The organism is Flavobacterium xinjiangense, assembly GCF_900142885.1.
In the GTDB taxonomy this organism is placed as follows: Bacteria; Bacteroidota; Bacteroidia; order Flavobacteriales; family Flavobacteriaceae; genus Flavobacterium; species Flavobacterium xinjiangense.
This window is the reverse complement of the sequence record NZ_FRCL01000007.1, coordinates 162328-187820: the sequence shown is the minus strand read 5'-3', so window position 1 is coordinate 187820 and position 25493 is coordinate 162328. Positions and strand designations below refer to the sequence as shown.

The window sequence follows — 25493 nt, the reverse complement described above, 5'->3', positions numbered from 1 at the left end:
AAAGTATACGGAAGACGCTCCATTATTGGAACAAGAACAAAACTATATTTTGACGCTTACATTTAAAAAATAAAATGAAGAACTTAATCTTACATCTTTTATTGCTTTTTACTTTTGTTGCAAATGCACAACAGAAGGACAAAATATTGCCTAAAGCAAACGAGGAATATGCCGAGAATAATTTTGTTGATGCGGAAGCAGATTACAGAATTTCTAATTCGAAATTTCCGAATAAAACCGTTTCGACCTATAATTTGGGAAATGCTATTTATAAGCAAAATCAAGCATCAGAAGCAAAATTTGCTTTCGCCAAAGCATTGAAGACTGCCAAATCAAGACCACAAAAACACAGGGCCTTTCATAATTTAGGAAATGTTTTCATGAAAGAAAAGGATTATACCCAAGCGGTGGAAGCCTACAAAAACGCATTGCGAAACAATCCTACAGATGAAGAAACACGTTATAATTATGCTTTAGCAAAAAAAATGCTAAAAGAAAATCCCCCAAAGGATGATAAGAAAGACGACAAGAAAGATAAGAAAGACGATAAAAAGGACGACAAGAAAGATAAAGATAAAGACAAGAAGGACGATAAGAACAACAAGGATAAAGAGAAGAAAGACGATAAAGGGGACAAGGATAAAGACAAAAAAGATCCAAAACCCAATGAAAATGGTGAGCCAAAACCAATGCCTGGAGGAATGTCTAAAGAACGTCTGGAAAATCTTCTGGACGCGGTAAATAAGGAAGAGAAGAAAGTTCAGGATAAAGTAAACGCCAACAAAGTAAAAGGAAAACCAGTCAAGACTGAGAAGGATTGGTAATTCAATTAAGATAATTTGAAAATGAAAAGATTTATAGCAGCGATTGTTTTAATGGTGTGCAGCTCACTTAGCGCTCAAGTTCAATTTGAAGCTAGAGTAAGCAAAACCACGCTAGGCCTAAACGAAAGACTTCGTATCGATTTTATAATGAATGTAGATGGGGATAATTTTAACCAACCCTCTTTTGATGGATTCAGAATTATTGCCGGTCCAAGCCAGCAAGTGAGTCAGTCATGGGTTAATGGTAGAAGTTCCTTTGAGAAAGTGTATTCCTATTTTCTTCTTCCAAATCAAAAAGGAGCATTAATTATCAAGCAGGCGGCCATTGAATACAATGGACAAATTTATAGAACTTCGCCGATTAGAATAAACGTTACGGCAGCCACAGCGCAACCAAGGGATCCAAACGACACCCAGATTTCGGCAGATGATAACCTCTATCTGGTGGCCGATGTTTCTAAAACAAATCCATATGTCAACGAACCTATTACGGTAGTTTATAAATTGTATTTTAGTTACAACATTGGGATTACCAATTGGAGAGAATTAAACAAACCTAAATACAATGATTTCTGGAGTCAAAATATTGATATAAAACAATTAGTTGCCCAGGAAGGCATGTTTAAGGGCGAAAAATACCGTTATGTGGTATTAAGGAAGACGGTACTGTATCCGCAAAAATCAGGAAAGTTAGCGATCGAACCTTTATCTCTAGATATTGACGTTCAGTTGCCTACCAATCAAAGAAACATGTACGGTCAGGTTGTGGTAAAAGACGGCAGTAAAAGAGTTTCCGCTGGATCGAAAATAATTACTGTCAAAGCACTTCCCGAAGCAGGAAAACCGGAAGATTTCTCTGGTGCTGTAGGAAATTTTAATTTTAAAGTAACGCCTACAAAAACGGATTTAAAAAATGGAGAAAGCCTTGATTTAGTTGTGAGCGTGACTGGAAAAGGGAATATGAAATTATTCAGTTTGCCAAAACCTATTGTGCCCAATGCACTCGAAATGTATGATGCCGTTCACAACGAAAAAGTAGACACTCCACTTTCAGGAATGGTCGGAAAGGTTTCGGACAGTTATACCATTATTCCGCAGTACAAAGGAAATTATCCTATAAAACCATTGCGTTTTTCCTACTTTGACTTAGGTTCAGGAAAATATAAAACACTAAGTTCCCCGGAAATAATGATCAATGTTCTCGATGGGCCAACTGCTGCCGTAGCGTCGAATTCTTCGGATAAAAATAAAATAACGAACTTAGAACAATTCAAATACATTAAATTAAAAACAAAGTTGTTGAACATAGACAAGGAAGATTTCTTTGGTTCTAATTTGTATTTAGGGTTGATGTTTTTACCTTTTTTAATACTCCCTGTGATTGTATTAGTTAAAAAGAAGAAAGAAGCAATTGATGGAGATGTTACCGGGAATAGAATAAAAATGAATAATAAATTGGCCAAGAAATATTTATCGGAAGCCAAAAAGCAAATCAACAACAAAGAATTGTTTTATATCGCGCTGGAAAAAGCGATGCATAATTTTCTTAAAGCCAAATTGCATATCGAAACATCAGAAATGAGTAAGGATAACATTCAGGAACTTCTGTTGTCTAAAAAGGCAAATCCGCAAGCCGTAAGTGATTTTATTACGTTGACTGAAAACTGTGAAGTGGCAAGATATGCACCATCCTCGAGTGTTGCTATTCAGCAGGATTTTGACAAAGCCGTTTTGATTATTTCAGACTTAGAAAAACAGATATAATTTTGAACCACCAATGTCATTGCGAGGAACGAAGCAATCTCACTTTGATATTCGAGAATGGTCAATCGACAACTTATACTATTAAAATGAAACATATACTTTATATATTATTATTGACAACCCAAGTTTTCTTTGCCCAAAGTGGTTTTGAAAAAGGGAATGAATTGTATAAAAACGGAAAATACGATCAGGCGGTTGAAGCGTATGAAAACGTATTGAAAGAGAATAAGCAATCGGCAGAATTGTATTTTAATCTTGGAAATAGCTATTATAAATTGAATAAAGTGGCGCCATCAATTTACTACTATGAAAAAGCATTAGTACTTAATCCAAATGATAGCGAAACCGCAAACAACTTAAAATTTGCTCAAAAAAGAACTATCGATGAAATCAAAGTAGTGCCAAAAGTAGGTTTTGGAAAGTTACTACGTGATTTTACAGGAATATACAATTATAATACTTGGGCATGGATTTCGGTGGTATTGGCAACTTCTTTTTTGTTGTTTTTTGTCGGCTATTATTTTTCAGAAACGACGGTGTCAAAAAGAATTTTCTTTTTTGGAATGTTTGTCCTTATTTTTCTAATTCTTGTCAGTGTTTCATCGGCTATTTTCGAAAAAAGCCATTTTGATAAGGAAAAGCCAGCGATTGTTTTTGCCGAAATTGCGGAGGTAAGAGCTGAGCCACAAAAGGCGAGTGCTGCGGTTATAGTACTGCATGAGGGGACAAAAGTCTATGTGCAGGAAAAAGTAGATAATTGGAAAAAAGTACAGTTATCAGATGGTACTGAAGGCTGGATAGAAGGTAGCTTTATAAGGGAAGTGAAATAATTCAGATTTCAGATTTTTATCTGTAGTATTTTTCTATTATTCATCTGCAGACTTCCTACTTTGACTGCCTGGTGCAACAGATTACTTTTTTTTCAAATCATGATACCAATTCTTAATCGAAGGAAAAATGAAACCGGCTGTTTTTTGGATCGGATTATAAAACAAGGAATTATCTAATGTTTCTTTCTTGGCTAAGTAGTTATGGTAGTTTATTTTTTCGAAAACGGTAAAAACAATACTCACTATCAGAACGGTTTTCAGCACTCGAAATAATCCACCTCCCAGTTTGTTGAGCCAGCCCAGAAAAGCTAAATCATTTACTTGCGTAAGAATTTTTGCCAATATCGAGATTCCAATAACAACTAACATAAAAGTTAGCACAAAAGCAACAACCTGAATCGTATTGGGATTCCAATGAAAAAATCCGGAGAGCACTCCCTTCATAAATGAAGAAAATTTTATTGCAACATAAATGCCGAGGATTAGCGAAATCAACGATGCTAATTCAATAAAAAGACCATTTCTAATTCCTTTATACAAAGCGAAAGCCAATAAAACACCCAAAATAATATCCAAAAGTCCCATAACAATTCAATAATTAAAAGAAAGAACAAATATAAAAGAATTGTTGATTATCAATTGCCAATTTTCAAGTTCTTATCTTTGCGCAACTAATTTTATGATCGGTGATTTAATAATTCATAACTCATAATTCATAATTCATTAAAATGTCAAGAGATACACAACTAAAAGAACGCTGGGAACAGCTTGTAACGATACTTTCCGATCAATTTTCTCAAGGAGAAGATTTAGATTTAGACGCCATTATTTACTTAATCGGGGTGCAAGAACTCGGAAAAGTGCACAATGAGTTTAAAAAAGACGAGAAACTTAACTTGATGCATATTGCAATTTGCAGGCTATTGGAACCTTATGGGTTCTATGAATTCGAATTTTTTGACGAGGACGGTTGGCCACATTATAAGGTAAAAGAGGAATTGCCACCACTAAAAGCGGGTGAGCAATCAGTTTTAATGAAAGAAGCAATTGTCAATTATTTCCTGGAAAGAGAAGTAATTTCGTAGTTTGCAGTCGCACTCTCCCTTTTCAGAACGAATCTACTGAAAACTGAGACTGAAAACTGAAAACTTTTCCCTAAATTTGCACTCTCAATTATTGAATGAAAATGATAGATAAGATAAAAGAATATATCGGCGAAGCACAAGCTTTTTCAACACAAAATACAGCAGAATTAGAAGTCTTTAGAATAAAATTCTTAGGAAGTAAAGGACTTTTGAAAGAGCTTTTTGCGGAGTTCAAGAATGTTCCTAACGACCAGAAGAAAGAGTTTGGACAGGTAATAAATCTGTTAAAAACTTCTGCCGAAGAAAAAGTAAAAATCATACAGGAATCTTTAGAAAGTAAAGAAGAAAGTAAAGGTTTTTATGGCGATTTAACGCGTTCTTCTGAACCGATTACTATTGGTTCCCGTCACCCTATTTCATTGGTAAAAAACCAAATTATAGATATCTTTTCAAACATAGGTTTCAATGTTTCTGAAGGACCCGAAATCGAAGATGACTGGCATAATTTTACCGCATTAAACTTACCGGAATATCATCCGGCACGTGATATGCAAGACACGTTTTTTATTCAAACTAATCCTGATATTTTGTTGCGTACGCACACTTCATCAGTGCAGGTGCGTTATATGGAAAACAATAAACCGCCTATTAGAACGATTTCTCCGGGAAGAGTTTTCCGTAATGAAGCCGTTTCTTCGCGTTCACATTGTATTTTTCACCAAGTCGAAGGACTGTACATCGATAAAGACGTTTCTTTTGCAGATTTAAAGCAAACTTTACTTTATTTCACCAAGGAAATGTTCGGGAAGTCAAAAATCCGTTTGCGTCCGTCTTACTTTCCATTTACGGAGCCAAGTGCAGAGGTTGATATTTATTGGGGTCTGAAAACAGAAACCGATTACAGAATCACCAAAGGAACCGGTTGGTTAGAAATCATGGGTTGTGGAATGGTAGATCCAAATGTTTTGAAAAACTGTGGAATCAATCCCGACGAATACAACGGTTTTGCCTTCGGGATGGGAATCGAAAGAATTGCCATGTTGTTGTATCAAATTGGCGATATTCGTATGTTCTACGAAAATGACGTTCGTTTCTTAGAACAATTCAAATCAAGCATTTAAATTAGTCGAAAGTCTTAAAGTCCAACGTCTAAAGAGACTCACATTTTGTGTACAATCAGACTTTTACTTTAAGACTTTAAGACTTTCAACTTTAAGACTAAGTATGAAAAAAGACATCATCATCCCCGAAGTAGAAAACGTTTTCCTAGCTGCAGTTCAAGAATGGAGCGACGATTTTATGGAAAAAGTTTGGTATGCCTACTTGGTAAATGACAGTGATTTTTTAATAGAAAGTGTCATGGTAGTTTCCAAAGCTTTTGGCACTATCGATGGCGAAATGAAAAAAACATCACTTTTACGACATGCTTTTGTAGAGGTGCCTGCCGTTTCAGTTATGAAAATCGAAATGATTGAAAAAAGTGTTTTGGCACTCAACAATGAATTCATGTTGACTTTCTTTATTGGAGACAAATTATACGATAAAAAGTACATTTTCAAATCGCATTCCATCAGTGAGGACTTTGTAGAAGAAGTGCCTATTTTATTTGTTGACGGAGTTATTGTGAGGTAAATTAATTTTGGTTTTAAACCAAAATTATTAGAAATAATGTTATAAAAAAGGTACTATCTTTATGTAGATTAGTGCCTTTTTTATTGTGGAATTATAAATGATTTACTTATGTTAATCCAGTTTGTCTGTTAGTTTTTTGAACACAGTCTTAGCGTCTTGTCCGTCGTAAAGAATGTTGTAAACGGCATCTATAATTGGTGTTTTTGCACCATAACCCTGATTGAGTTTATAAGCGCTTTTTACGGCATAATATCCTTCGGCAACCATACTCATTTCCATCATTGCCGCTTTCACGGTATAGCCTTTGCCGATCATATTTCCAAACATTCTATTTCTGGAAAATACCGAGTATCCGGTAACCAATAAATCGCCTAAATAAGCGGAATCATTGATGTTACGTTTCATTTTATGGACTTTTTTGATAAATTTTTTCATCTCTCTAATCCCGTTACTCATCAAAACAGACTGAAAATTATCTCCGTAACCTAATCCATGGGCCATTCCTGCTGCAATAGCATAAATGTTTTTTAGCATAGCTGCATATTCAGTTCCTATAATGTCATCGGTAATTTTAGTTTTTATGTAATTTCCAGATAGATTTTTTGCTACAACTTTTGCTTTTTCTTCATCACCACAAGCAATAGTAAGATAAGATAATCGTTCCATCGCTACTTCTTCTGCGTGGCAAGGCCCGGTAATAACACCAATATTATAATAAGGAATATCGTATTTTACGTGAAAATGTTCGCCCACAATCAAACTTGTTTCGGGAACAATTCCTTTAATAGCGGAGAAAATGATTTTGTTTTCTAGGGAAACAGTCAGTTTTTCTAATTCACCATCCAAGAAAGCAGATGGAATTGCAAAAATGATATAATCAGCATAGGCTATAGCCTCATTGATATCATTAGTGAGCTTAAGTTTTTTGGTGTCAAATTCAACCGAACTTAAGTAATTTGGATTGTGTTTGTAGGTTTTAATGTGTTCGATAGCAGCGTCATTACGCATGTACCAAGAAATTTCAGTAAGATTTACACATAACATTTTTGCAATAGCTGTCGCCCAACTTCCACCACCAATCACTGCGAATTTTATACTTTCGGCCATCTTTTTTATTAAATTTAATCAAAAGTACTTAAAAATCTATTAATTAAACAAATAAAATCGAAACAAGAAACCGCTATTTTCGGTAGTTTATATAATAGAGAATTATGAGTATTTACAATTATTCATTTTATTTTTATTATTTAACACAATATGCATATGTTATTTGCGTTATAAGTAATTATAAATCGGTTATTTAATAAATATAATGAGAATTGAATTAGTTAGTTTTGTTTTAGTATTTTAAAAGGCGCTCCCATAACAAGTATGAGAACGCCTTTTTTATTTTTTGTATTCTGGCTGCTAAATCAGCCTCTTATCAAGTGAATTAATAACTCATTTCAACAATTTCTTTTACTTTTTCTAAGGTAATATTTTGTTTTTCACCTAACGCTTTCCATTCTCTTTCTTCAAAACGTTTTACAATAAAATCAGCAGTTTTTTCGTAGTCTTTAGTGTAGTCAGATAATTTGGTGTCCATTCCCATAGTGTGAAAGAATTCAACTGTTTTGTTGATTGCTTCATTTGCAATTTCGTCATCACTTCCAGTCAAATTAAATATACGTTTTCCGTACTGTGCTAATTTTCCTTTTTTGGTTTCAAACATCACTCGGTATAAATTTGGACCAACAACAGCCAAAGTTCTGGCGTGATCAATTCCGTACAATGCAGTCAATTCATGGCCAATCATATGTGTTGCCCAATCTGAAGGAACCCCTTTTTGGATTAATCCATTCAAAGCCATAGTACAGCTCCACATAAAATTTGAAGCCAACGCATAATCTTTAGGATTTTCTACTACTTCAGGGCCTACTTGGATTAAAGTTTGTAATATTCCTTCTGCAATTCGGTCTTGAAGATACCCTTCATGCGGATACGTCAAATATTGCTCTAAAACGTGAGTGTAAGCATCTACAACGCCATTCTGCAATTGTCTTTTCGGCAAAGAAGCAATCACCGTTGGATCACAAATGGAGAATTTTGGAAACATTGCCATTCCACCAAAATCTAGTTTTTCCTGAGTAGCTTCAATTGTAATTACTGCACCAGAATTCATTTCGGTTCCTGTGGCAGGTAAAGTTAAAACGGTCCCGAAAGGAACTACTTTAGTTACATCTTTAAATAAAATTCTCTTTTTAAGTATATCAATTGGATTTCCTTCAAAATGTGATGCCGCCGAAATAAATTTCACACCATCAATTACTGATCCACCACCAACAGCAAGAATAAAATCAATGTTTTGTTCTTTTACAATCGCAACGGCTTTCATTAATGTTTCAAAATGAGGATTCGCTTCAATTCCGCTGAATTCCACGATTTCAAAACCTTTTAAATTGTTAATTACTTGTTCATGGATTCCATTTTTAAAAATGCTTCCGCCACCGTATGCCAAAAGGATTTTCGCTCCTTGTGGCACTAATGTTGATAATTTTTCAATCTGTCCTTTCCCAAAAACTAAATTGGTAGGATTATATAATTCGAAATTTAACATGCTTTTATTTTTTTGAATTCAATTGATTTAATAATTTTTCAGCAACTAATTTAGATGAAGCTGGATTTTGACCTGTAATTAATAAACCATCTTCAACGGCGTAAGGTTGCCAGTCACCAACTTTTGAATAAGTTGCTCCGTTTGTTTGTAATGCATCTTCCAATAAAAATGGAACTACTTTAGTTAAACCTACAGCTTCTTCTTCGGCATTAGAGAATCCGGTTACTTTTTTACCTTTTACTAAATATTCGCCATTTACTTTCACATTTTTCAACGCTCCAGGGGAATGACATACAAAAGCAACTGGTTTTTTATTGGTATAAAACGCTTCAATCAAAGCAATTGATTTTTTGTCTTCGGCTAAATCCCAAAGCGGTCCATGACCTCCTGGATAAAAAACGGCATCATAATCAGCTTGATTAACGTCAGCTAATTTGTGTGTTTTACTTAGTTTAGCTTGTAGTTCAATATCTTTGTCAAATCTTTTGGTGTCTTCAGTAGCCGAAGAGGGATCTGAACTTTTTGGATCAATTGGTGGCTGTCCTCCTAAAGGTGATGCAATAGTAATGATTACTCCTTTATCTGCTAACTCATAATAAGGAGTAGCAAATTCTTCAATCCAAAAACCTGTTTTTTCTCCTGTGTTCCCTAGTTTATCATGACTAGTTAGAACGAATAATACTTTTTTCATCTTAGTTTTTTTTGTTTTTTGTGCCGTTGCTGATAAGCAACCCACTGTTAATGCTATAATGGTAAATAATGCAATTTTCTTCATATCTAATTTTGTTTGTTCAAATTTACGGCGAATATGCTATTAGTAAAAATAATTTAAATTATGTTTGTGATAAATATATTTATATCATGGTTAATCTGGAATGGTACAGAACTTTTAAATCGGTTTATAAAAACGGAAACTTTTCTCTTGCTGCCAAAGAATTATTTATTAGTCAACCGGCTGTAAGTCAGCAAATATCCATGTTGGAGGCGCATGTAGGTTATAAACTTTTCAATAGAAAGTCTAAAGGCGTGGAACCAACGGAATATGCTAAGTTACTTAATAATTTAATCATTGAAGCACTAGATCGGTTGGAAAATGTGGAAAATGGTTTTCGTGCCAAAGCGTTCAATGCCAATCGATTAATTTCTATAGGAATCTCTAAACATTTGATGAGCAGCTTAGGAAGTGCGCTACTTTCAAAATTTGAATTCATTGATTTTAGCTTTCATGAAAATGATGTACTTTTTGAATTGGTTGATTCTAAAAAGCTGGATTTTGCAATCGTTACCAAACAATATGACACGTTTGACACGATTCAGAAGAAGGTCGGGGAAATTAAGCAAGTGATTGTTGGATCGAATACTATCGATGCTTCCAAATTAAAATCAAAAATTAAGATTGAAGATTTAGATGCGGTCGAACATTGGTTAAATGACCATAAATGGTTTAGTCATAATGCTCAAATTCCGCATATCAAATTATTTTGGTTGCATGTTTTTAATAAAAAAAGACCTTCTATGGTTCCTAACTACATTATTCCATCCGAATATGAAATGATTGAGATGCTTTCTAAAAATAGCGGAATAGCTGTTGTCTGGAATATCAACGCTAAGAATTTTATAGAAGAAAAAAGAATCCAATTGTTGTGGAATAGCAAACAAATGCCTAGCACAGAAGTGTTTTTATTATCGGGAAAAAATGATAATTTGAGTGTTATTTTTGAGAAAATTGAATTGGAATTAAAAAGTGTTTTGGGGTAAATTACTTCTTATAAAAGTTGTTATGGTCAATATATTCCCAAACTTTCGCAGGCAATAACGGCTGCACATTTTTCCCTTTCTTGATATTGTCCCGAATAAATGTTGATGATATTTCTACAACCGGAGCATCAATCATGTGGATTTTTGGGTGATTCTTGAAAGTTGCATTTTCTGCTTCCGAAGAAATACGTGGGTAAACGTAAATTTCATGATTTTCAAGAATCACTTCGTAATTTTTCCATTTGTGCAAAGACTTGAGATTGTCTTCTCCCATTATTAGGGAGAACTCGTAATTGGGATATTTTTCCTGTAAATGAACCAAAGTGTTCACCGTATAATTAGGCTGTGATAATTTGAACTCAATATCCGAAGGTTTGATTTTTGGAAAATCCTCTGTGGCAAGATGCACCATTTGCAACCGATGATAATCATCAAGCAAAGTATTTTTTTTCTTCAAAGGATTATGCGGTGTGACCACCATCCATATCTGGTCTAAATCCGCATGCTCCGCCATGTGATTGGCAATAATGAGATGCCCAACATGAATGGGATTAAACGTTCCGAAATACAATCCTATTTTCATTAATATAATTTAAAGATTTAAAAATTAAATGATTTAAAGATTAAAAATAACTTTGAATTTTTCAATCTTTTAATCCTTAACAAAATTCTTTACCAATTGATAGGCTTCTTCCAAAGCAATGTCTAAATCATAATTTTTTATAACAACATCAAATTGTGGAGCAGTAGCGAGTTCTACAGAAGCTTTGGCGATACGCATATTGATTTTGTCGTCACTTTCAGTAGAGCGTTTTTTCAAACGGATTTTCAGTTCGTCAATGCTTGGTGGTTTTACAAAAACTGCCAAAGTTTCATTTGGGAATTTATGTTTAATTCGCAATCCGCCAGCGACATCAATATCAAAAATGACATTTTTTCCTTTGGCCCAGATGCGTTCCACTTCACTTTTTAAAGTTCCGTAAAAATTATCACGATACACTTCTTCCCATTCCAGAAAGTCTTCGTTCTTGATGTGTTTTTTAAATTCTTCGGTAGACATAAAATAATAATCTTTTCCGTTTACTTCTTCACCTCGCGGTTCACGAGAAGCTGCCGAAATCGAAAATTCAAGATTCAGATCTTCTTTTCCTAATAAATGTCTAACGATGGTCGTTTTTCCAGATCCCGAAGGTGCCGAAAAAACTATTAATTTTCCTCCTGTGCTCATTGTTGTTCTTTTTTTAGACGCGCAATCACTTCTAATTTTTATGCAAAAAGACGCGATTCACGCGTCTTTACTTACTATTTCTTATAATACGTTTAAAACCTGTTCTTTGATTTTTTCCAATTCGTCTTTCATCTGAACGACTAATTTTTGCATTTGTGCGTGATTCGATTTAGAACCCATAGTGTTGATTTCGCGTCCCATTTCTTGGGTAATGAAACCTAACTTTCTACCGTTGGCTTCGGTTCCGTTGATGGTTTCCAAGAAATAATCCAGGTGATTAGTCAAACGTACTTTCTCCTCGGTGATGTCTAATTTCTCTAAATAATAAATCAATTCTTGCTCGAAACGGTTTTCGTCTACATTCACTTTAAGTTCAGCAATTGCAGTTTGCAAACGGTCTTTTATCGCTTGAACGCGTTCTGGATCCAGTGCCAAAGCTTCGGTCATGTATTGACGAATATTGCCAATTCGCAATTGAAATTCTTTTTCTAAAGACATTCCTTCATCTTTTCTAAAGGTCAAGATGTTTTGTAACGCTTCTTCGATAACAGTTTGGATTTGTACCCAGTCGTTTTCGTCGATTTCATCACGTTCTATTTTCATGGTATCCGGCATGCGAATCGCCATTTTCATCAATTCGGTTTCATCAGCATCGGCGTATACTTCTCTCAACTGATCAATATAACCTTTTACAATTGGCACATTCACTTTCGTCGAAGTTTGTTCCGCAGTGCTTTCAATAAAAATAGAAAAATCTACTTTTCCTCTTTCCAGCTTAAGTGCAATTTGGTTGCGTAAACCCAATTCCATTTCGCGGTACAGCGAAGGCATTCTCACATTCAAATCCAAACCTTTACTATTTAAGGATTTTACTTCTACCGTGATTTTTTTGGTTGGTAATTGCAAAGTGGCTTTACCGAAACCCGTCATTGATTGTATCATATATTTTTCTAAAAGAGGTCAAAGATAATAAAAAAGTGGTCAGTGGTCCGTTTTTAGTATTTAGTGCTTTTTTTATAAATGGGTTTGGACTTGTAAATGGATTGAAATTAGAAGATTAAATTAATGACTGAACACTGATTACTGAATACTCTTTTTCTGTGTCACCAAATAAACACCCACAAATATCAAAACTGCGGAACCAATTTTCACCAAACTCAATTCATCTTTCCCGAGGCTTATTGCAAAAATAGTTGCAAAGAGCGGTTGTAAATAAATAAAAACAGCAACAGTTGTTGGTTTTAATTCTTTCATCGAAAGCAAATTTAATAAATACGTCAGGAAAGTCGAAAAAACGACTACAAATCCGATTTTCCAGCAAATATCCATTGGAACCAAAGCCCAGTTCACAGTTTGAAATTGGCTCCAGCCAAAAGGCAAAACCATAATAAAACCGAACAAATAAATCCATTTTACAAAGGTAAACGCATTGTATTTATCCATTAATTTCTTGACGATAATTAGATAAAATCCATAGGAAATAGCATTGATCAAAACCAGAAAATTTCCCAATCCGGCGTTTGTGGCGCTGCCAATGGATTTCCCATACAGGATAAGAAAAGCAGTTCCTATCAGACCAAGTATAATCCCAAAAACCATTCGTTTTTGCATACGTTCCTTCATGATAAGGGCCGAAAGTGTCAACACAATCATAGGTGTCGAAACCATGATTACTGCTGCACTAATAGGAGAAGTGAGGCTTAATCCTTTGAAAAAAGTAAGCATATTAAACGCCACGCCAAAAAAAGCTGCCGCAATAATTCGAGGGAAATCATTGAGTGCAATTTTCTCCTTTGGCATAAAAAGCCAAACCAGCCAAAACAAAATCACCGAACCGCCCACGCGCAACAAGATGAAACCATAGGCGTCAATGTAAAAAGGCATGACATCTTTGGCAATGGTAAACGTGACACCGTAAATTATGGAGACAATTGTGGCACCAATTAGTGCAAGATTTCTTTTGGACATTATACCAACGCTTTCATTACCTGCAACATATTTTGCTGGGTGTTACCGATGTAAATTTTATCCTTGATGATAAAAACTGGACGACTCAAAAACGTGTAATGTTCCAAAATGTATTTTTTGTAATCGTCTTCGGTTAATGATTTATTCTTTAAATCCATTGATTTGTACAATTGTGCTTTTTTGCTGAAAAGCGCCTCGTAACTGCCGGAAAGCTCACGCATTTTTTCTATTTCGGCAACAGTAATTGGATCTTGTTTGATATCATGAAATTTAAAATCATGTTCTTTAGGTAATGATTTTATTATTTTTCTGCAGGTGTCGCAAGAAGCGAGGTAGTATATTATGTCCATGTAAATAGCGATTTCTTTATGCAAAGAAAATTCATTTGACACGGAAAATGATTATTTTTATCAAAAAAATAGAAAAATGCATCAAACATTCAATATTACCGAAACAAGCAGAAATACATTATCAAAGTTTTTAGAAGGATATACATTAGAGCAACTAAACGTGATTCCTGAAGGTTACAACAATAATTTAATTTGGAATATAGGGCATATTGTGGTGGTTCAGCAAATGTTGGTTTATAAATTATCAGGTTTGCCTATGATGATTTCAGATGAAATGGTCGAAAAATATAAAAAAGGCACTAAACCGGAACCAAACGCAACGCAGGCTGACGTAGATGAAATTCAATCGTTGCTTTTTGAAACAATCAATCAAACCAAAGCTGATTTAGAGAACAAAGTCTTTCAGGATTTTCATGAATTCACCACCATGACCGGTTTTACGATTAAAACTGCCGAAGACGCTATGTCTTTTAACATCTATCACGAGGCCGTTCACACCGGAGTTATGATGGGAATCAGAAAGTTTGTTTAGGAGCTATTTCCCGCTAGTCGTTGCAAATGAAATTCACTGAACTCCTATTAAAATTAAAGTAAAGTGAAGTAATCTTTTTTTCTGTAAAAACCTCAAAAAAGGATTTTCAATGTTATCGGGGCTAATAAATCTATTAAAATTCATAATACGAAAAACGATAACATATATGTGGTTTTTTTAAACGAATGGTGTTTTTATTAACATTCATACTATTTTTCACTAGTTGTAATAGAAGCAGAAACACGGTCGAAATTTTACCAGAAAAAATAATTGTAGAAAATTTCGATTTTTTTTATAATAAGTTTCATTCCGACAGTTTATTTCAAATGGGCAGAATTAAATTTCCGTTGAAAGGACAAAATGTTGATGGATTAGAAAAAACAAATTGGACAAAAGAAAATTGGAATATGTTGAGAACTAAGATTTATGATATTGATACAACTGAATTTAAAATAGATTTTAAAAGGACAAAAACATCATTTTTTGAAAAATGTATTATTAAAGAATCGGGATTTAGTTCAGAATTCGGGTTTAAGTTAATGGGCAAAAAATGGTATCTTGTTTATGCATTAGATAAGAATTTATGATAATTTATTTAATTGCCAAATATTCGTTTACATCTTTATATGACAACAATAATTCCTTAGGGCCATCTGAGTATGAGGCAGCTTCATAAGGATTGTAGTGTAAAAGCAGTCCTTTGTCTGTATAAAAAATATTTTGAGGAAGTTCGAATTTTTCATCTTCAAATTGGTATCCTGTTGTGTTTATAGGTTGGTTTTCAGGGATTTTATATTTAGCTCTGAATTTCTTTTCGGCGAAAGCCTTGAACGCATTTCTATCCTTAAATAATTTATTATTTGGAATAGATTTTCCGGTTTCGGGATCAAAAATCAAAGAGCGTAAACCTTGATATCCATGAGCACCGCCAGTATAAGTATAATGCTTGATTTCTATGTTTAAAATACTGTCCGACTGGTATTTTACACTTCCTTCAATTTTTGCTTCCCAACCAAAAACGTCCTTTGGATATTCTTTTTGCAGTTTTTCGTAGGAACCAATAAATGAAGCCAATAATCCTTTATAGTCGGTTGATGTATATGGCTTTTCGCCAAAATAAATAATCTCTTTCAAGACAGAAAATACTTTTTTATTGATGCTGTCAGCTACAACCGGGACATCTTTTGCAATTGGAATTCGCACACTGATTTGAGGACAATCGTTTTTGCAAGGCAAAGTTGTTTTTTTCTGAAAAGATTGGTCCTCAAAAGCTAATTCTTTAGAACAACGAGTCATTGAAAAAAGCAATACGGCAAAAATTATAATATGTTTCATCTCAAAAATGTTAATTAAATACAAAGGTATCAACTTGTGGCTTGGATAGAATAAATTAAAGGGTAAATTTGTGAAACATTTTCGCACTTTAAAATAAATATATGAAATTCAATACTAAAGCTATTCACGGTGGTCAACACCATGATCCAAGTACAGGAGCCGTTATGCCTCCAGTTTATCAGACGTCAACATTTGTGCAAACAAGTCCTGGAAAACCGGTAAATCCGGATTATGAATATAGCAGGGCCGCGAATCCTACTAGAACAGCATTAGAAAATGCATTAGCAAGTATTGAAAACGGGACGCGAGGTCTGGCTTTTTCGTCAGGATTAGCGGCGACGGATTGTATTTTACGTTCTTTTAAATCTGGTGATGAGATCATCGCCATGGACGATTTATACGGAGGTACTTACAGAATGTTTACCCGTATTTATAAAGATTCGGGAATTAAATTTCATTTTGTTGATATGAACGATTTGGAGAAATTCCAGTCATTAATCAATGAAAACACAAAATTAGTTTGGGTAGAAACCCCAACAAACCCGCTGATGAAATTGGCAGACATTCAAGAAATTGCCAAAATCACCAAAGCAAAGAAAATCCTTTTTGCTGTAGATAATACCTTTGCGACTCCATATTTGCAAAAACCATTAGATTTAGGGGCTGATATTGTGATGCATTCTGCTACGAAATATCTTGGTGGGCATTCTGATGTTATTGCTGGTGCTTTGATTGTAAAGGACGAAGCGCTTGGAGAACAGTTGCATTTTCAACAATTTGCAACGGGAGCTACACTAGGACCCATGGATAGTTTCTTAGTGCTGAGAGGAATTAAAACATTGCATTTACGCGTGCAAAGACATTGTGAAAATGGAGAAAAAGTAGTTGAATTTTTAGACAATCATCCAAAGATTAAAAGAGTTTATTATCCAGGACTGAAAAGTCATCCGTACCATGAAATTGCAAAAAAGCAAATGAGCGGTTTTGGAGGAATGGTTTCCTTTACTTTTGTTTCAGGCAAAAAAGAGGATGCTATTGATTTTCTTGAAAAATTAAAAGTTTTCACTTTGGCAGAATCTTTAGGCGGAGTAGAATCTTTAGCAAATCACCCAGCTTTGATGACACATGCATCGATTCCGGAAGATAAAAGAAAAGAAATTGGAATTACGGATGATCTGGTTCGATTGAGCGTAGGGATAGAAGACGCCGAGGATTTAATTGAAGATTTGAAGCAAGCTTTGGCATAATTTATAATTTAGTTTTCTCTCCTTTAGAAATGTTTTGGAGAGAATAAAAAACCCCCGACTTTGAAATTTTTCAGAGTTGGGGGTTTGTTCGTTATAATAGGATTTGTTTTCTACTATTGTAAATAATAAATGTAGCCAAAATTAAACCAAACTAACCAGTCGTTTGCTTTGTTCTCTTTGTAAATAGCCGGATTAGGATTTAAACCATCCACCCAATTAGAGAAAAAATACTGAAATCTTAAATCAACCATTAAGTCCCTTAGGGGGCTTAATTTATAACGAGTTCCTACACTTGAAACAACTGACCATACAGAGCCTCCTTCGGTAGAAAAACCGTAAGGTCGGCCATCGGTTGGAGTTAAATATTTAGGGAAAGTAGTCAAAGGTGTTCCTAAAGGTCCCATGGTTGAATATGCTTTGGCATTGTAATAACTGAATTGAGCTCCAAGACTTACAAAAGGTCCTATCTTTCCAATTGAAGCGGTGAAATCTCGGATGCTTAAAGGGAAATATTCTAATTGCATTCCTATATTTGTCACTGCCGTGCTTCCGTACATAGCTTTTAATTGTTCTTTGCCTACAGATGGCTTGCCTTCTACCCATCGTCCAAAATGTTTCAATTCTGTTTTGTTATAAGAAAGCTCGCTTCTTAATTTAAAATGATCGTTAAAATAAGTTTCAGGAGTATAACAATTACAATCAGCTCTGTAAGAAAAATTTAAATAATGAATAATACCAATTCCCATTCCAGTATTTCCAGAATTGGTTTTTAAATCGTGGCGTTCCCCATAGTCAGATTGAAAGGCTATGGGCCCAGCAATAACTCCTATTTCATGGGAAAATCCAAACTGTGCATTTGAATGATGTGAAAAACCCAACAGGATAAATAAAGTTAGTAGTATTCGTTTGATCATTATAAGTTAAATTTTCAAATCTTCACAAATATATAAAAACATCACTCATTAATTAAAAAAATAAAAATTTAAAATAGGTGAACATATTCTTATTTGATTACGAAAAACATAACGATTTCGGGATAAATGATGGTTTAGAAGAGGATTTCTTGGTATTTGCTTAATAAAAAGATAATTCTATTGATAAAACGAAAAAAAAGAGGGCGATATTCCTAGAAGATGTATATTTGTAGTCACTAACGAAAACGTTTTCTTAAACGTTAATAATCTATTAATCATGTCACAAAGTATTACTACTTTTATCGAATCGGTTGCTAAAAAGAATCCGAACGAGCCGGAATTTATGCAGGCAGTTTTAGAAGTTGCTGAAACAGTAATTCCTTTTATAGAAGAAAATAAAAAATACCAAAACAAAATGCTTTTGGAGAGAATGGTCGAGTCAGATCGTATCATTATGTTCCGTGTAACTTGGATTGATGATAAAGGTGAAACTCAAGTAAATAGAGGGTATCGTATTCAGATGAATTCAGCTATTGGACCATATAAAGGAGGGCTTCGTTTTCACCCTTCAGTAAATTTAAGTATTTTGAAGTTTTTAGCTTTTGAACAAACTTTCAAGAATAGTTTGACCACATTGCCAATGGGTGGTGGAAAAGGTGGAGCTGATTTTGATCCAAAAGGAAAATCAGATAATGAAGTAATGCGTTTTTGCCAAAGTTTCATGACAGAATTGTGTAAACATATTGGTGCTGATACAGATGTGCCTGCTGGAGACATTGGTGTTGGAGGAAGAGAAGTAGGTTATATGTTTGGTCAATACAAAAGAATCAGAAATGAATTTACAGGTGTTTTAACTGGAAAAGGAATTTCTTTCGGTGGTTCATTAATCAGACCAGAAGCTACAGGTTACGGAGCAGTATATTTTGCTCAAAGTATGTTGGCTACAAAAGGAGATAGTTTTACAGGAAAAACAGTTGTAGTTTCCGGTTCAGGAAATGTGGCACAATACGCTACTGAAAAAGCAACTCAATTAGGTGGAAAAGTAGTTACTATGTCGGATTCTGCAGGATATATTTATGATGCTGATGGAATTGATGCAGAGAAACTAGCTCACGTAATGGTAATCAAAAATGAATTAAGAGGCAGAATTAGTGACTATGTTACTAAGTACCCAAATGCAAAATATGTTGCAGGGAAACGTCCTTGGGATGTGAAATGTGATATTGCATTACCATGTGCTACTCAAAACGAATTGAATGAAGACGAAGCAAAAGCTTTAGTAGCTCACGGATGTATTTGTGTTGCTGAAGGAGCAAATATGCCAACTACACCCGATGCAGTAATTGTTTTCCAGAAAGCAAAATTATTATTCGCTCCAGGAAAAGCTTCAAATGCTGGTGGTGTTGCAACTTCAGGTTTAGAAATGTCTCAAAACTCATTACGATTGAGTTGGAGTTCTGAAGAAGTAGACGAAAGATTGAAAGGAATTATGTTGAATATTCACGCTTCTTGTGTGAAATATGGTTCTGATGCAACTGGATATGTTGACTATGTAAAAGGAGCAAACATTGCAGGATTTGTAAAAGTAGCTGATGCTATGCTAGCTCAAGGAGTAGTATAAATCCGTTTTCATTATAATTTAAAATGCCTTCTACCTATATTAAGGATAGAAGGCATTTTTTTTGTGTAACAAAATTCTAATACTTTCGTTTGTTCTATATTTGTATACCGATATTTAGGCAAATAATGAAAAATAGGCTTTTACATTTTGTAGTGTTAATTACAGTACAGTTGGGTTTTGCCCAAAGCAATTTCTTGTGGCAAGGCTATTTTTCTTATAATGAAATCACAGATCTTTCTCAATCTTCCACCACAATTTATGCGGCTTCAGAAAATGCATTATTTTCTAAAAATACTGCGACAGGTCAAATAAAAACCACCAATACTATTGACGGGCTTTCCGGGCAGACCATTTCAACATTATATCATAGCGAGACATTCAATAAAACATTGGTTGGATATGAAAATGGGTTGATGATAGTCATAAACGAAGTCGATGGAAGCATGTTGAATGTAGTTGATATCATTAACAAACAACTTCCTCCAAACACAAAAAAAATCAATCATTTCATGGAATTTGAAGGGATTGTTTATGTCTCTTGTGATTTTGGAATCGTTCAGTTTAACTTGGCCACTTTGCAGTTTGGGGATACCTATTTTATTGGTGCGAATGGTGCAGAAATAAGCATATCACAAACCACAATATACAATGGATTTATATATGCCTCGTCAAATACAGGGATAAGAAGAGCTGCTATTACCAATAAGAACTTAGTGGATTATAATCAATGGGAGTTGATTGCTTCAGGGAATTGGTTCTGTGTGTCAAGCTTTGGTCCAGATTTATATGCCATTAATTCTTCGGGATATGTTCATAAATATGATTTCAACTCCAATTCTTTTGTAGGATATAAAGCTCTTGCTCAACCTTCATTAGACATGAGAGCTACAGCGGATTACTTGATAATAACCACTTTGAACAGTATTTATGTTTACAACAAACAAATGGAGCTCGTTCGTCAAATTAATTCAAACCAAATCACCGAAACGAATCCTAATTTTACTTGCGCAACAATTATAGGGGACACCATTTTTATTGGAACTAAAGAAGACGGGATGATAACAACTTCACTTTCTTCAGCTGCAATTTTTGAAAACAGTACTCCAATTGGACCTTTAAGGAATAATATATTTGCCCTTCAAACAACTTCAGATGCCCTTTGGACGGTTTATGGCGACTATACCGTAGATTATAATCCATATGGCTTAGACAGTTATGGGATAAGTAAATACAATGCTTCGGGATGGTTAAATATCCCTTACGAAAAAGTTTTAGGCGCAAAATCAATTTCTAGAATCACCGTTAATCCAGCAAATGAAAACGAAGTATATGCGAGTTCTTTTTTCTCAGGATTGCTGAAAATTGTAGATGATGAACCCACAATTTTATACAACCAAACCAATAGCGGTTTGGAATCATTGACCTTTCTTGGCCCAACTTATATTGATGTTCGAATAAATGGAGCAGCATTTGATAAATCGGGGAATCTTTGGGTTACGAATAGCAGAATAAAAAATGGACTTAAGGTTTTGAAATCGACTGGTCAATGGCAGAGTTACGCTATGGATAATATTCTGAATTCAGCGATTGACAATAGTTTTGGAAGAATGACAATCGATAAAAATGGGACCAAATGGCTGACTACAAATAGAGATGGGGTAATTGGTTTTAACGAAAGCATCAATAAATTCAAAAAAATTACGGTGGGTTCTGATATGGGTAATTTACCTATTTCGGATGCAAGGGTTGTTGCGGTAGATACCAGAAACCAACTTTGGATAGGGACTACAAAAGGCTTGCGAATTTTGCCTAATGTTGGTAGTTTCTTATCCGATGATAAATTAACGACCAATCCCATCATTATTTTAGAAGATAATCTGGCACAAGAATTACTTTACGAACAATTTATTACGGATATTGTTGTTGACGGAGCCAATAATAAATGGATTGGAACTGCTGATTCGGGTGTTTTTTTAGTCTCGCCAAATGGTCAGGTAACCAAATATCATTTTACGACCAGCAATTCGCCTTTGCCAAGCAATGTTATAAATGATATTGATATCAATAGTACGACGGGAGAAGTTTTTATCGCTACTTCAAAAGGTTTAGTTTCTTTCAAAGGTTTGGCAACAGCAGCGAGTGATGATCTAAACAATGTATTTGTGTACCCAAATCCGGTACGACCAGAATATGAAGGAACCATAAAAATTGCCGGATTACTGGATAAAGCCAATATAAAAATCACGGATATTGAGGGAAATCTTGTTTTCGAAAAAATATCAGAAGGAGGAACAATAGAATGGGATACGACTGCTTTTGGAAAATACAAAGTGGCTTCAGGAGTGTACATGATTTTTATTTCGGCACAGGACGGAGTAGAAACCAAAGTCAAAAAAGTAATGATAATCAGATAAATTACGAATTCCAAATTATGAATTCCAAATCGTAATTTCGTAATTAATAATTCGTAATTAATATGCAGGTTAAAACCAAAGCTATCGTCATTTCGTCTTTAAAATTCCAAGAGAAAAGCTTGATTGTGAAGTGTTTTACACTTTCTCATGGTTTGAAATCCTATTTTGTTCGGGATGCTTTTTCGAGTCGAAAATCCAATCAAAAGATTGCTTATTTTCAGCCGATGACTATTCTTGAAATAGAAGCTGTTCATAAAAACAAAGGCACTTTAGAAAATTTCAAAGAGATTAAAATAGCGGCGCCTTTTCATTCGATACATTCGGATATTTATAAAAGTACTATTGTAATGTTTATTTCCGAAATTTTGCACCATTCTATTCACGAAGAAGAAAAAAACGAACATTTATTTACGTTTTTGGAAACCGCCTTGCATTGGTTGGATAATCACGACGAAATTGCTAATTTTCATTTGATTTTAATGTTGGAAACCACAAAATACTTGGGTTTCTATCCCGATATTTCTGATATTGATATGCCTTTTTTCGAAATGACCGAAGGTGTTTTTACGCCTTTCCATGCGATCAGTTCGCTTACGGAACATGAAACTAATTTGTTTAAAAAACTGATCAATTTAAAATTCGATAATGATCAAAAAATATTTCATGTCATTGAAAGGCAAATTGTTTTGAAGATATTAATTGATTATTACAGTTATCACCTTGATGGCTTCAAAAAACCAAAATCCCTGGACGTTTTAAAAGAAGTTTTCTCCTGATTAAATTAGGTGGCTTCTTCAAATAATCAATAATCCATTGCTGCTTTTTTCTCTGGTTTTAATTTTACAATCACGACATTCATAGAACAGATAATTATTTGGTATCTTTGATAGGATTATTTGTTTTGGTGTCTCCTATTGAAAATCATAATTTTGAATAACATGCGGCCTTTTTGGGCAAACCTACGTAGATTGTTAATCAACATTTAAAGCGCCAATTCTCAAAAAAAAAGTTATTGCAGCAATAAGCCCCGATTTTATTTATCTCATTGAATTTATTTACAGATTATATTTCTATCATTAAATTTAAAACACACAAAATGAAATCAAAACTAAAAAAAGTTGGAACATTATTGTTAGCGATTGTTTTTTCTGGTGAAGTAGCTGGACAAACAAAAGACGGCTCACAGGATGAGAACATTGAAAGCAATATCAGAGGTTTTTTGAAGGTTCTTAATTCAGGAACTGGCAAACCTATAGAACAATTGCCAGCTAAAGAAGGTCGATTAGTATTGAGTGGCTTACAGTCATCAGTAAAAGTTGATATGTCCGGTGTAATTGTTACAGAGAAAACGATTAGTGTGGATGGCCAAAACATTAAACTAAACATCGTCAAACCTGTAAGTGCAAAAGGTACATTGCCGGTATTTATGTTTTTTCATGGCGGAGGTTGGGTGCTTGGAGATTTTCCTACTCATCAACGAATGGTTAGGGATTTAGTGGTAGAATCTGGAGCAGCAGCGGTTTTTGTTAATTATTCTCCGTCTCCCGAAGTTCACTACCCGGTCGCTATTAATCAAGCGTACAATGCTACAAAATGGGTGGCTGAACACGGAAAAGAAATTGGAGTTGATGGTGGGCGCTTAGCGGTTGCGGGAAACAGTGTGGGAGGAAACATGGCTACCGTGGTTGCAATGATGGCTAAAGAAAAAAAAGGACCAGATATTAAATTACAGATTCTATTTTGGCCCGTTACCGATGCTAATTTTGAAACCGAATCCTATAACTTGTTTGCCAAAGATCGGTTTCTGACTAAAAATTTAATGATGTGGATGTGGGATAATTATACAACCGACCCGAAACAACGTGCAGAAATTTATGCTTCACCGTTGCGGGCGACAAGCAGTCAGTTGAAAGGATTGCCGCCAGCATTGGTGCAAACTGCACAAAACGATATTTTAAGAGATGAAGGTGAAGCTTATGCCCGTAAATTAGATGAAGCAGGAGTAAAAGTTACTGCAACACGTTATAATGGAATGATTCACGACTGGGGTTTGTTAAATCCAATAAGTACAGTTTCCGGAACAAAATCAGCTTTGTTGCAGGCCGCTTCTGAAATAAAAAAAGCGCTCAAATAAAGCTTGATTCTGTAATTATATCAAATTATAAATTTTGTAAAAAAGTATCCTTAAATTTAAAATTCAGGATACTTTTTTTATTAATGTCCGTATCATTTTTCGGAATGAAATAAAAATTTTTCTGATCAATTTAAAATTTGATAATGATCAAAAAACATTTCATATCATTGAAAGACAGGTTGTTTTTAAAGATATTAATTGATTATTATAGTTATCGCCTTGATGGGTTCAAAAAACCAAAATGTCTGGACGTTTTAAAAGAAGTTTTTTCTTAAACTTAAATTTTTTGAGAAAATAAAGTTTTGCGTTTAAAAGTAAAGTATATTTGTCTTTTAATCAAGTATGTTGTTCTTTATGGAAAGCAGACTTTAACTAATTAACTTTATGGAATTAAAAGCAAAACAAAAAGGAGATATTGAAAAAATAAATAAATTCACAGGCTATCAACTTCCCAATAAATTTAAAATTGTGGGTTTAGTGATAATTATCGTATCGTTTTTGTCAATTGTGACCTCTCTTGATACCTATATATTAGAAGAAAAACATTACGATTTATTTAAAAGAATCGCTTTGTCAGGTACTATTTTGGGATTACTTATAATTTCAATTTCGAAAGAAAAAATTGAAGATGAGTTAATGACAAAAATTCGCACTCAATCTTATAATTATGCTGTTATAAGTGCGGTATTGTTGTATTTAACATTCCCCTTTATTAACTATATCTTTATGTCCGTTTTTTCAAAAATGCCAAAGATGGAGGGTAGTAAGGACATTTCTGTATTAGGATTTTTGCTTTTTACACAAATTCTTACTTTCAGGAAGTTAAAAAGAGCATATAATGAAGAATAGACTAAAAGTAGAACGCGCCATTTTAAATTTAACTCAAGAGGAATTAGCAGAGAAAATAGGTGTTTCTAGGCAAACGATAAATTCAATAGAAACCAATCGTTTTGTGCCATCAACAGTTCTGGCGTTAAAATTATCAAGGTTGTTTGGAAAATCAGTCAACGATTTTTTTGAACTGGAAGATGATGATAAATAGGGCTTAAATGCTTTAAATTCATAAGAAATTGCATTCAATTCAAATTTTCTGAAAACAAAGACACTTTAGAAAATTGCAAGGCAATAAAAGTTTCAAGAAAACCAAAATCACTCGACGTCTTAAAAGAAGTTTTCTCCTAGAATGTACTATTGTCGGACTTATGATGAATTTTATCGAATTCTCTATTCAATTTTGTCTATTTTCTCTCATCTTTTCTTT

At 34.2% G+C, this 25493-nt stretch carries 27 protein-coding genes and 1 pseudogene; 17 read left to right on the top strand and 11 right to left on the bottom strand.

Annotation, left to right across the window (positions count from 1 at the left end; all coding sequences use genetic code 11):
* Positions 1–74: 74 nt before the first annotated feature.
* The 3 genes from BUC23_RS10450 (at position 75) to BUC23_RS10440 (ending at position 3418) form a co-directional block, all read left to right on the top strand.
* Entirely contained in the window at positions 75–824 is a 750-nt protein-coding gene (locus tag BUC23_RS10450; RefSeq protein WP_073209201.1) for a tetratricopeptide repeat protein, read from the top strand.
* A 21-nt stretch (positions 825–845) separates the two neighbouring features.
* Positions 846–2588, top strand: coding sequence for a BatD family protein (locus tag BUC23_RS10445; RefSeq protein WP_073209199.1), 1743 nt, complete (start codon positions 846–848; stop codon positions 2586–2588).
* A gap of 86 nt (positions 2589–2674) precedes the next feature.
* A complete protein-coding gene (locus tag BUC23_RS10440) occupies positions 2675–3418 on the top strand; it encodes a tetratricopeptide repeat protein (protein ID WP_073209197.1) in 744 nt (247 codons plus the stop codon).
* An 81-nt stretch (positions 3419–3499) separates the two neighbouring features.
* Here the strand turns inward: BUC23_RS10440 and BUC23_RS10435 are convergent, their stop codons facing one another.
* Positions 3500–4003, bottom strand: a complete 504-nt coding sequence (locus tag BUC23_RS10435) for a CvpA family protein (RefSeq protein WP_073209196.1) — start codon at positions 4001–4003, stop codon at positions 3500–3502.
* Between the two features lie 143 nt (positions 4004–4146).
* Here BUC23_RS10435 and BUC23_RS10430 point away from each other — a divergent pair, with 143 nt between their 5' ends.
* The 3 genes from BUC23_RS10430 to BUC23_RS10420 all read left to right on the top strand — a co-directional run bounded on the left by BUC23_RS10430 (position 4147) and on the right by BUC23_RS10420 (position 6135).
* Entirely contained in the window at positions 4147–4503 is a 357-nt protein-coding gene (locus BUC23_RS10430) for a hypothetical protein (protein WP_073209194.1), read from the top strand.
* A gap of 101 nt (positions 4504–4604) precedes the next feature.
* The gene (pheS, locus tag BUC23_RS10425) at positions 4605–5624 is read left to right on the top strand and encodes a phenylalanine--tRNA ligase subunit alpha (RefSeq protein ID WP_073209259.1); all 1020 of its coding nucleotides are present in this window, start codon (positions 4605–4607) and stop codon (positions 5622–5624) included.
* 103 nt (positions 5625–5727) lie between these two features.
* Complete coding sequence (locus tag BUC23_RS10420; RefSeq protein ID WP_073209192.1) at positions 5728–6135, top strand: hypothetical protein; 408 nt, start codon at positions 5728–5730, stop codon at positions 6133–6135.
* Positions 6136–6246: 111 nt separating this feature from the next.
* On the opposite strand, the gene BUC23_RS10415 is transcribed toward BUC23_RS10420, so the two are convergent.
* The 3 genes from BUC23_RS10415 to BUC23_RS10405 all read right to left on the bottom strand — a co-directional run bounded on the left by BUC23_RS10415 (position 6247) and on the right by BUC23_RS10405 (position 9506).
* Positions 6247–7242: an NAD(P)H-dependent glycerol-3-phosphate dehydrogenase gene (locus tag BUC23_RS10415; RefSeq protein WP_073209190.1), complete on the bottom strand. Its 996-nt coding sequence runs from the start codon at positions 7240–7242 to the stop codon at positions 6247–6249.
* A 325-nt stretch (positions 7243–7567) separates the two neighbouring features.
* Positions 7568–8731, bottom strand: coding sequence for an iron-containing alcohol dehydrogenase (locus tag BUC23_RS10410; protein WP_073209188.1), 1164 nt, complete (start codon positions 8729–8731; stop codon positions 7568–7570).
* A gap of 4 nt (positions 8732–8735) precedes the next feature.
* Positions 8736–9506 (bottom strand): type 1 glutamine amidotransferase domain-containing protein, encoded by a 771-nt coding sequence (locus BUC23_RS10405; RefSeq protein WP_073209186.1) that lies wholly within the window; start codon positions 9504–9506, stop codon positions 8736–8738.
* A gap of 86 nt (positions 9507–9592) precedes the next feature.
* On the opposite strand from BUC23_RS10405, the gene BUC23_RS10400 reads away from it, so the two are divergent.
* Positions 9593–10489, top strand: coding sequence for a LysR family transcriptional regulator (locus BUC23_RS10400; protein ID WP_073209258.1), 897 nt, complete (start codon positions 9593–9595; stop codon positions 10487–10489).
* A gap of 1 nt (position 10490) precedes the next feature.
* Here BUC23_RS10400 and nadD read toward each other — a convergent pair whose 3' ends face one another.
* The 5 genes from nadD to BUC23_RS10375 all read right to left on the bottom strand — a co-directional run bounded on the left by nadD (position 10491) and on the right by BUC23_RS10375 (position 14035).
* Positions 10491–11072: a nicotinate (nicotinamide) nucleotide adenylyltransferase gene (gene nadD, locus BUC23_RS10395; RefSeq protein WP_073209184.1), complete on the bottom strand. Its 582-nt coding sequence runs from the start codon at positions 11070–11072 to the stop codon at positions 10491–10493.
* Positions 11073–11141: 69 nt separating this feature from the next.
* Positions 11142–11717: a guanylate kinase gene (gmk, locus tag BUC23_RS10390; protein ID WP_073209182.1), complete on the bottom strand. Its 576-nt coding sequence runs from the start codon at positions 11715–11717 to the stop codon at positions 11142–11144.
* A gap of 81 nt (positions 11718–11798) precedes the next feature.
* On the bottom strand, positions 11799–12659 hold the full coding sequence (locus BUC23_RS10385; protein WP_073209180.1) for a YicC/YloC family endoribonuclease: 861 nt from the start codon (positions 12657–12659) through the stop codon (positions 11799–11801).
* 138 nt (positions 12660–12797) lie between these two features.
* Positions 12798–13685, bottom strand: coding sequence for a DMT family transporter (locus tag BUC23_RS10380; RefSeq protein ID WP_073209178.1), 888 nt, complete (start codon positions 13683–13685; stop codon positions 12798–12800).
* Complete coding sequence (locus BUC23_RS10375) at positions 13685–14035, bottom strand: arsenate reductase family protein (RefSeq protein ID WP_073209176.1); 351 nt, start codon at positions 14033–14035, stop codon at positions 13685–13687. Before BUC23_RS10375 ends, BUC23_RS10380 begins: the two co-directional genes overlap by 1 nt.
* Positions 14036–14111: 76 nt before the next feature.
* Here BUC23_RS10375 and BUC23_RS10370 point away from each other — a divergent pair, with 76 nt between their 5' ends.
* Positions 14112–14567, top strand: a complete 456-nt coding sequence (locus BUC23_RS10370) for a DinB family protein (RefSeq protein WP_073209174.1) — start codon at positions 14112–14114, stop codon at positions 14565–14567.
* Positions 14568–14893: 326 nt separating this feature from the next.
* The gene (locus tag BUC23_RS17515) at positions 14894–15154 is read left to right on the top strand and encodes a hypothetical protein (protein WP_167365574.1); all 261 of its coding nucleotides are present in this window, start codon (positions 14894–14896) and stop codon (positions 15152–15154) included.
* 4 nt (positions 15155–15158) lie between these two features.
* Here the strand turns inward: BUC23_RS17515 and BUC23_RS10360 are convergent, their stop codons facing one another.
* Positions 15159–15902, bottom strand: coding sequence for a DUF3298 and DUF4163 domain-containing protein (locus BUC23_RS10360; RefSeq protein ID WP_073209170.1), 744 nt, complete (start codon positions 15900–15902; stop codon positions 15159–15161).
* A 101-nt stretch (positions 15903–16003) separates the two neighbouring features.
* Between BUC23_RS10360 and BUC23_RS10355 the strand changes: the two genes are divergently transcribed.
* Complete coding sequence (locus tag BUC23_RS10355; protein ID WP_073209168.1) at positions 16004–17149, top strand: cystathionine gamma-synthase; 1146 nt, start codon at positions 16004–16006, stop codon at positions 17147–17149.
* A gap of 113 nt (positions 17150–17262) precedes the next feature.
* Here the strand turns inward: BUC23_RS10355 and BUC23_RS10350 are convergent, their stop codons facing one another.
* The gene (locus BUC23_RS10350; protein ID WP_073209166.1) at positions 17263–18063 is read right to left on the bottom strand and encodes a THC0290_0291 family protein; all 801 of its coding nucleotides are present in this window, start codon (positions 18061–18063) and stop codon (positions 17263–17265) included.
* A 277-nt stretch (positions 18064–18340) separates the two neighbouring features.
* On the opposite strand from BUC23_RS10350, the gene gdhA reads away from it, so the two are divergent.
* From gdhA to BUC23_RS10320, 7 genes and pseudogenes are all read left to right on the top strand, one after another.
* Positions 18341–19684, top strand: a complete 1344-nt coding sequence (gdhA, locus tag BUC23_RS10345) for an NADP-specific glutamate dehydrogenase (RefSeq protein WP_073209164.1) — start codon at positions 18341–18343, stop codon at positions 19682–19684.
* 125 nt (positions 19685–19809) lie between these two features.
* A complete protein-coding gene (gene porZ, locus BUC23_RS10340) occupies positions 19810–22098 on the top strand; it encodes a type IX secretion system anionic LPS delivery protein PorZ (protein WP_073209162.1) in 2289 nt (762 codons plus the stop codon).
* Between the two features lie 62 nt (positions 22099–22160).
* Positions 22161–22874, top strand: coding sequence for a DNA repair protein RecO (recO, locus tag BUC23_RS10335; RefSeq protein ID WP_073209161.1), 714 nt, complete (start codon positions 22161–22163; stop codon positions 22872–22874).
* Between the two features lie 320 nt (positions 22875–23194).
* Positions 23195–24232 (top strand): alpha/beta hydrolase, encoded by a 1038-nt coding sequence (locus BUC23_RS10330; protein ID WP_073209257.1) that lies wholly within the window; start codon positions 23195–23197, stop codon positions 24230–24232.
* Between the two features lie 118 nt (positions 24233–24350).
* Positions 24351–24507 (top strand): annotated as a pseudogene (locus BUC23_RS17715) (DNA repair protein RecO); the annotation flags it as partial.
* 109 nt (positions 24508–24616) lie between these two features.
* Positions 24617–25081 carry a hypothetical protein gene (locus tag BUC23_RS10325; protein ID WP_073209159.1) on the top strand — a complete coding sequence of 155 codons (465 nt, stop codon included), beginning with the start codon at positions 24617–24619 and terminating at the stop codon, positions 25079–25081.
* On the top strand, positions 25071–25274 hold the full coding sequence (locus tag BUC23_RS10320; protein WP_073209157.1) for a helix-turn-helix transcriptional regulator: 204 nt from the start codon (positions 25071–25073) through the stop codon (positions 25272–25274). Before BUC23_RS10325 ends, BUC23_RS10320 begins: the two co-directional genes overlap by 11 nt.
* Positions 25275–25493: the final 219 nt, after the last annotated feature.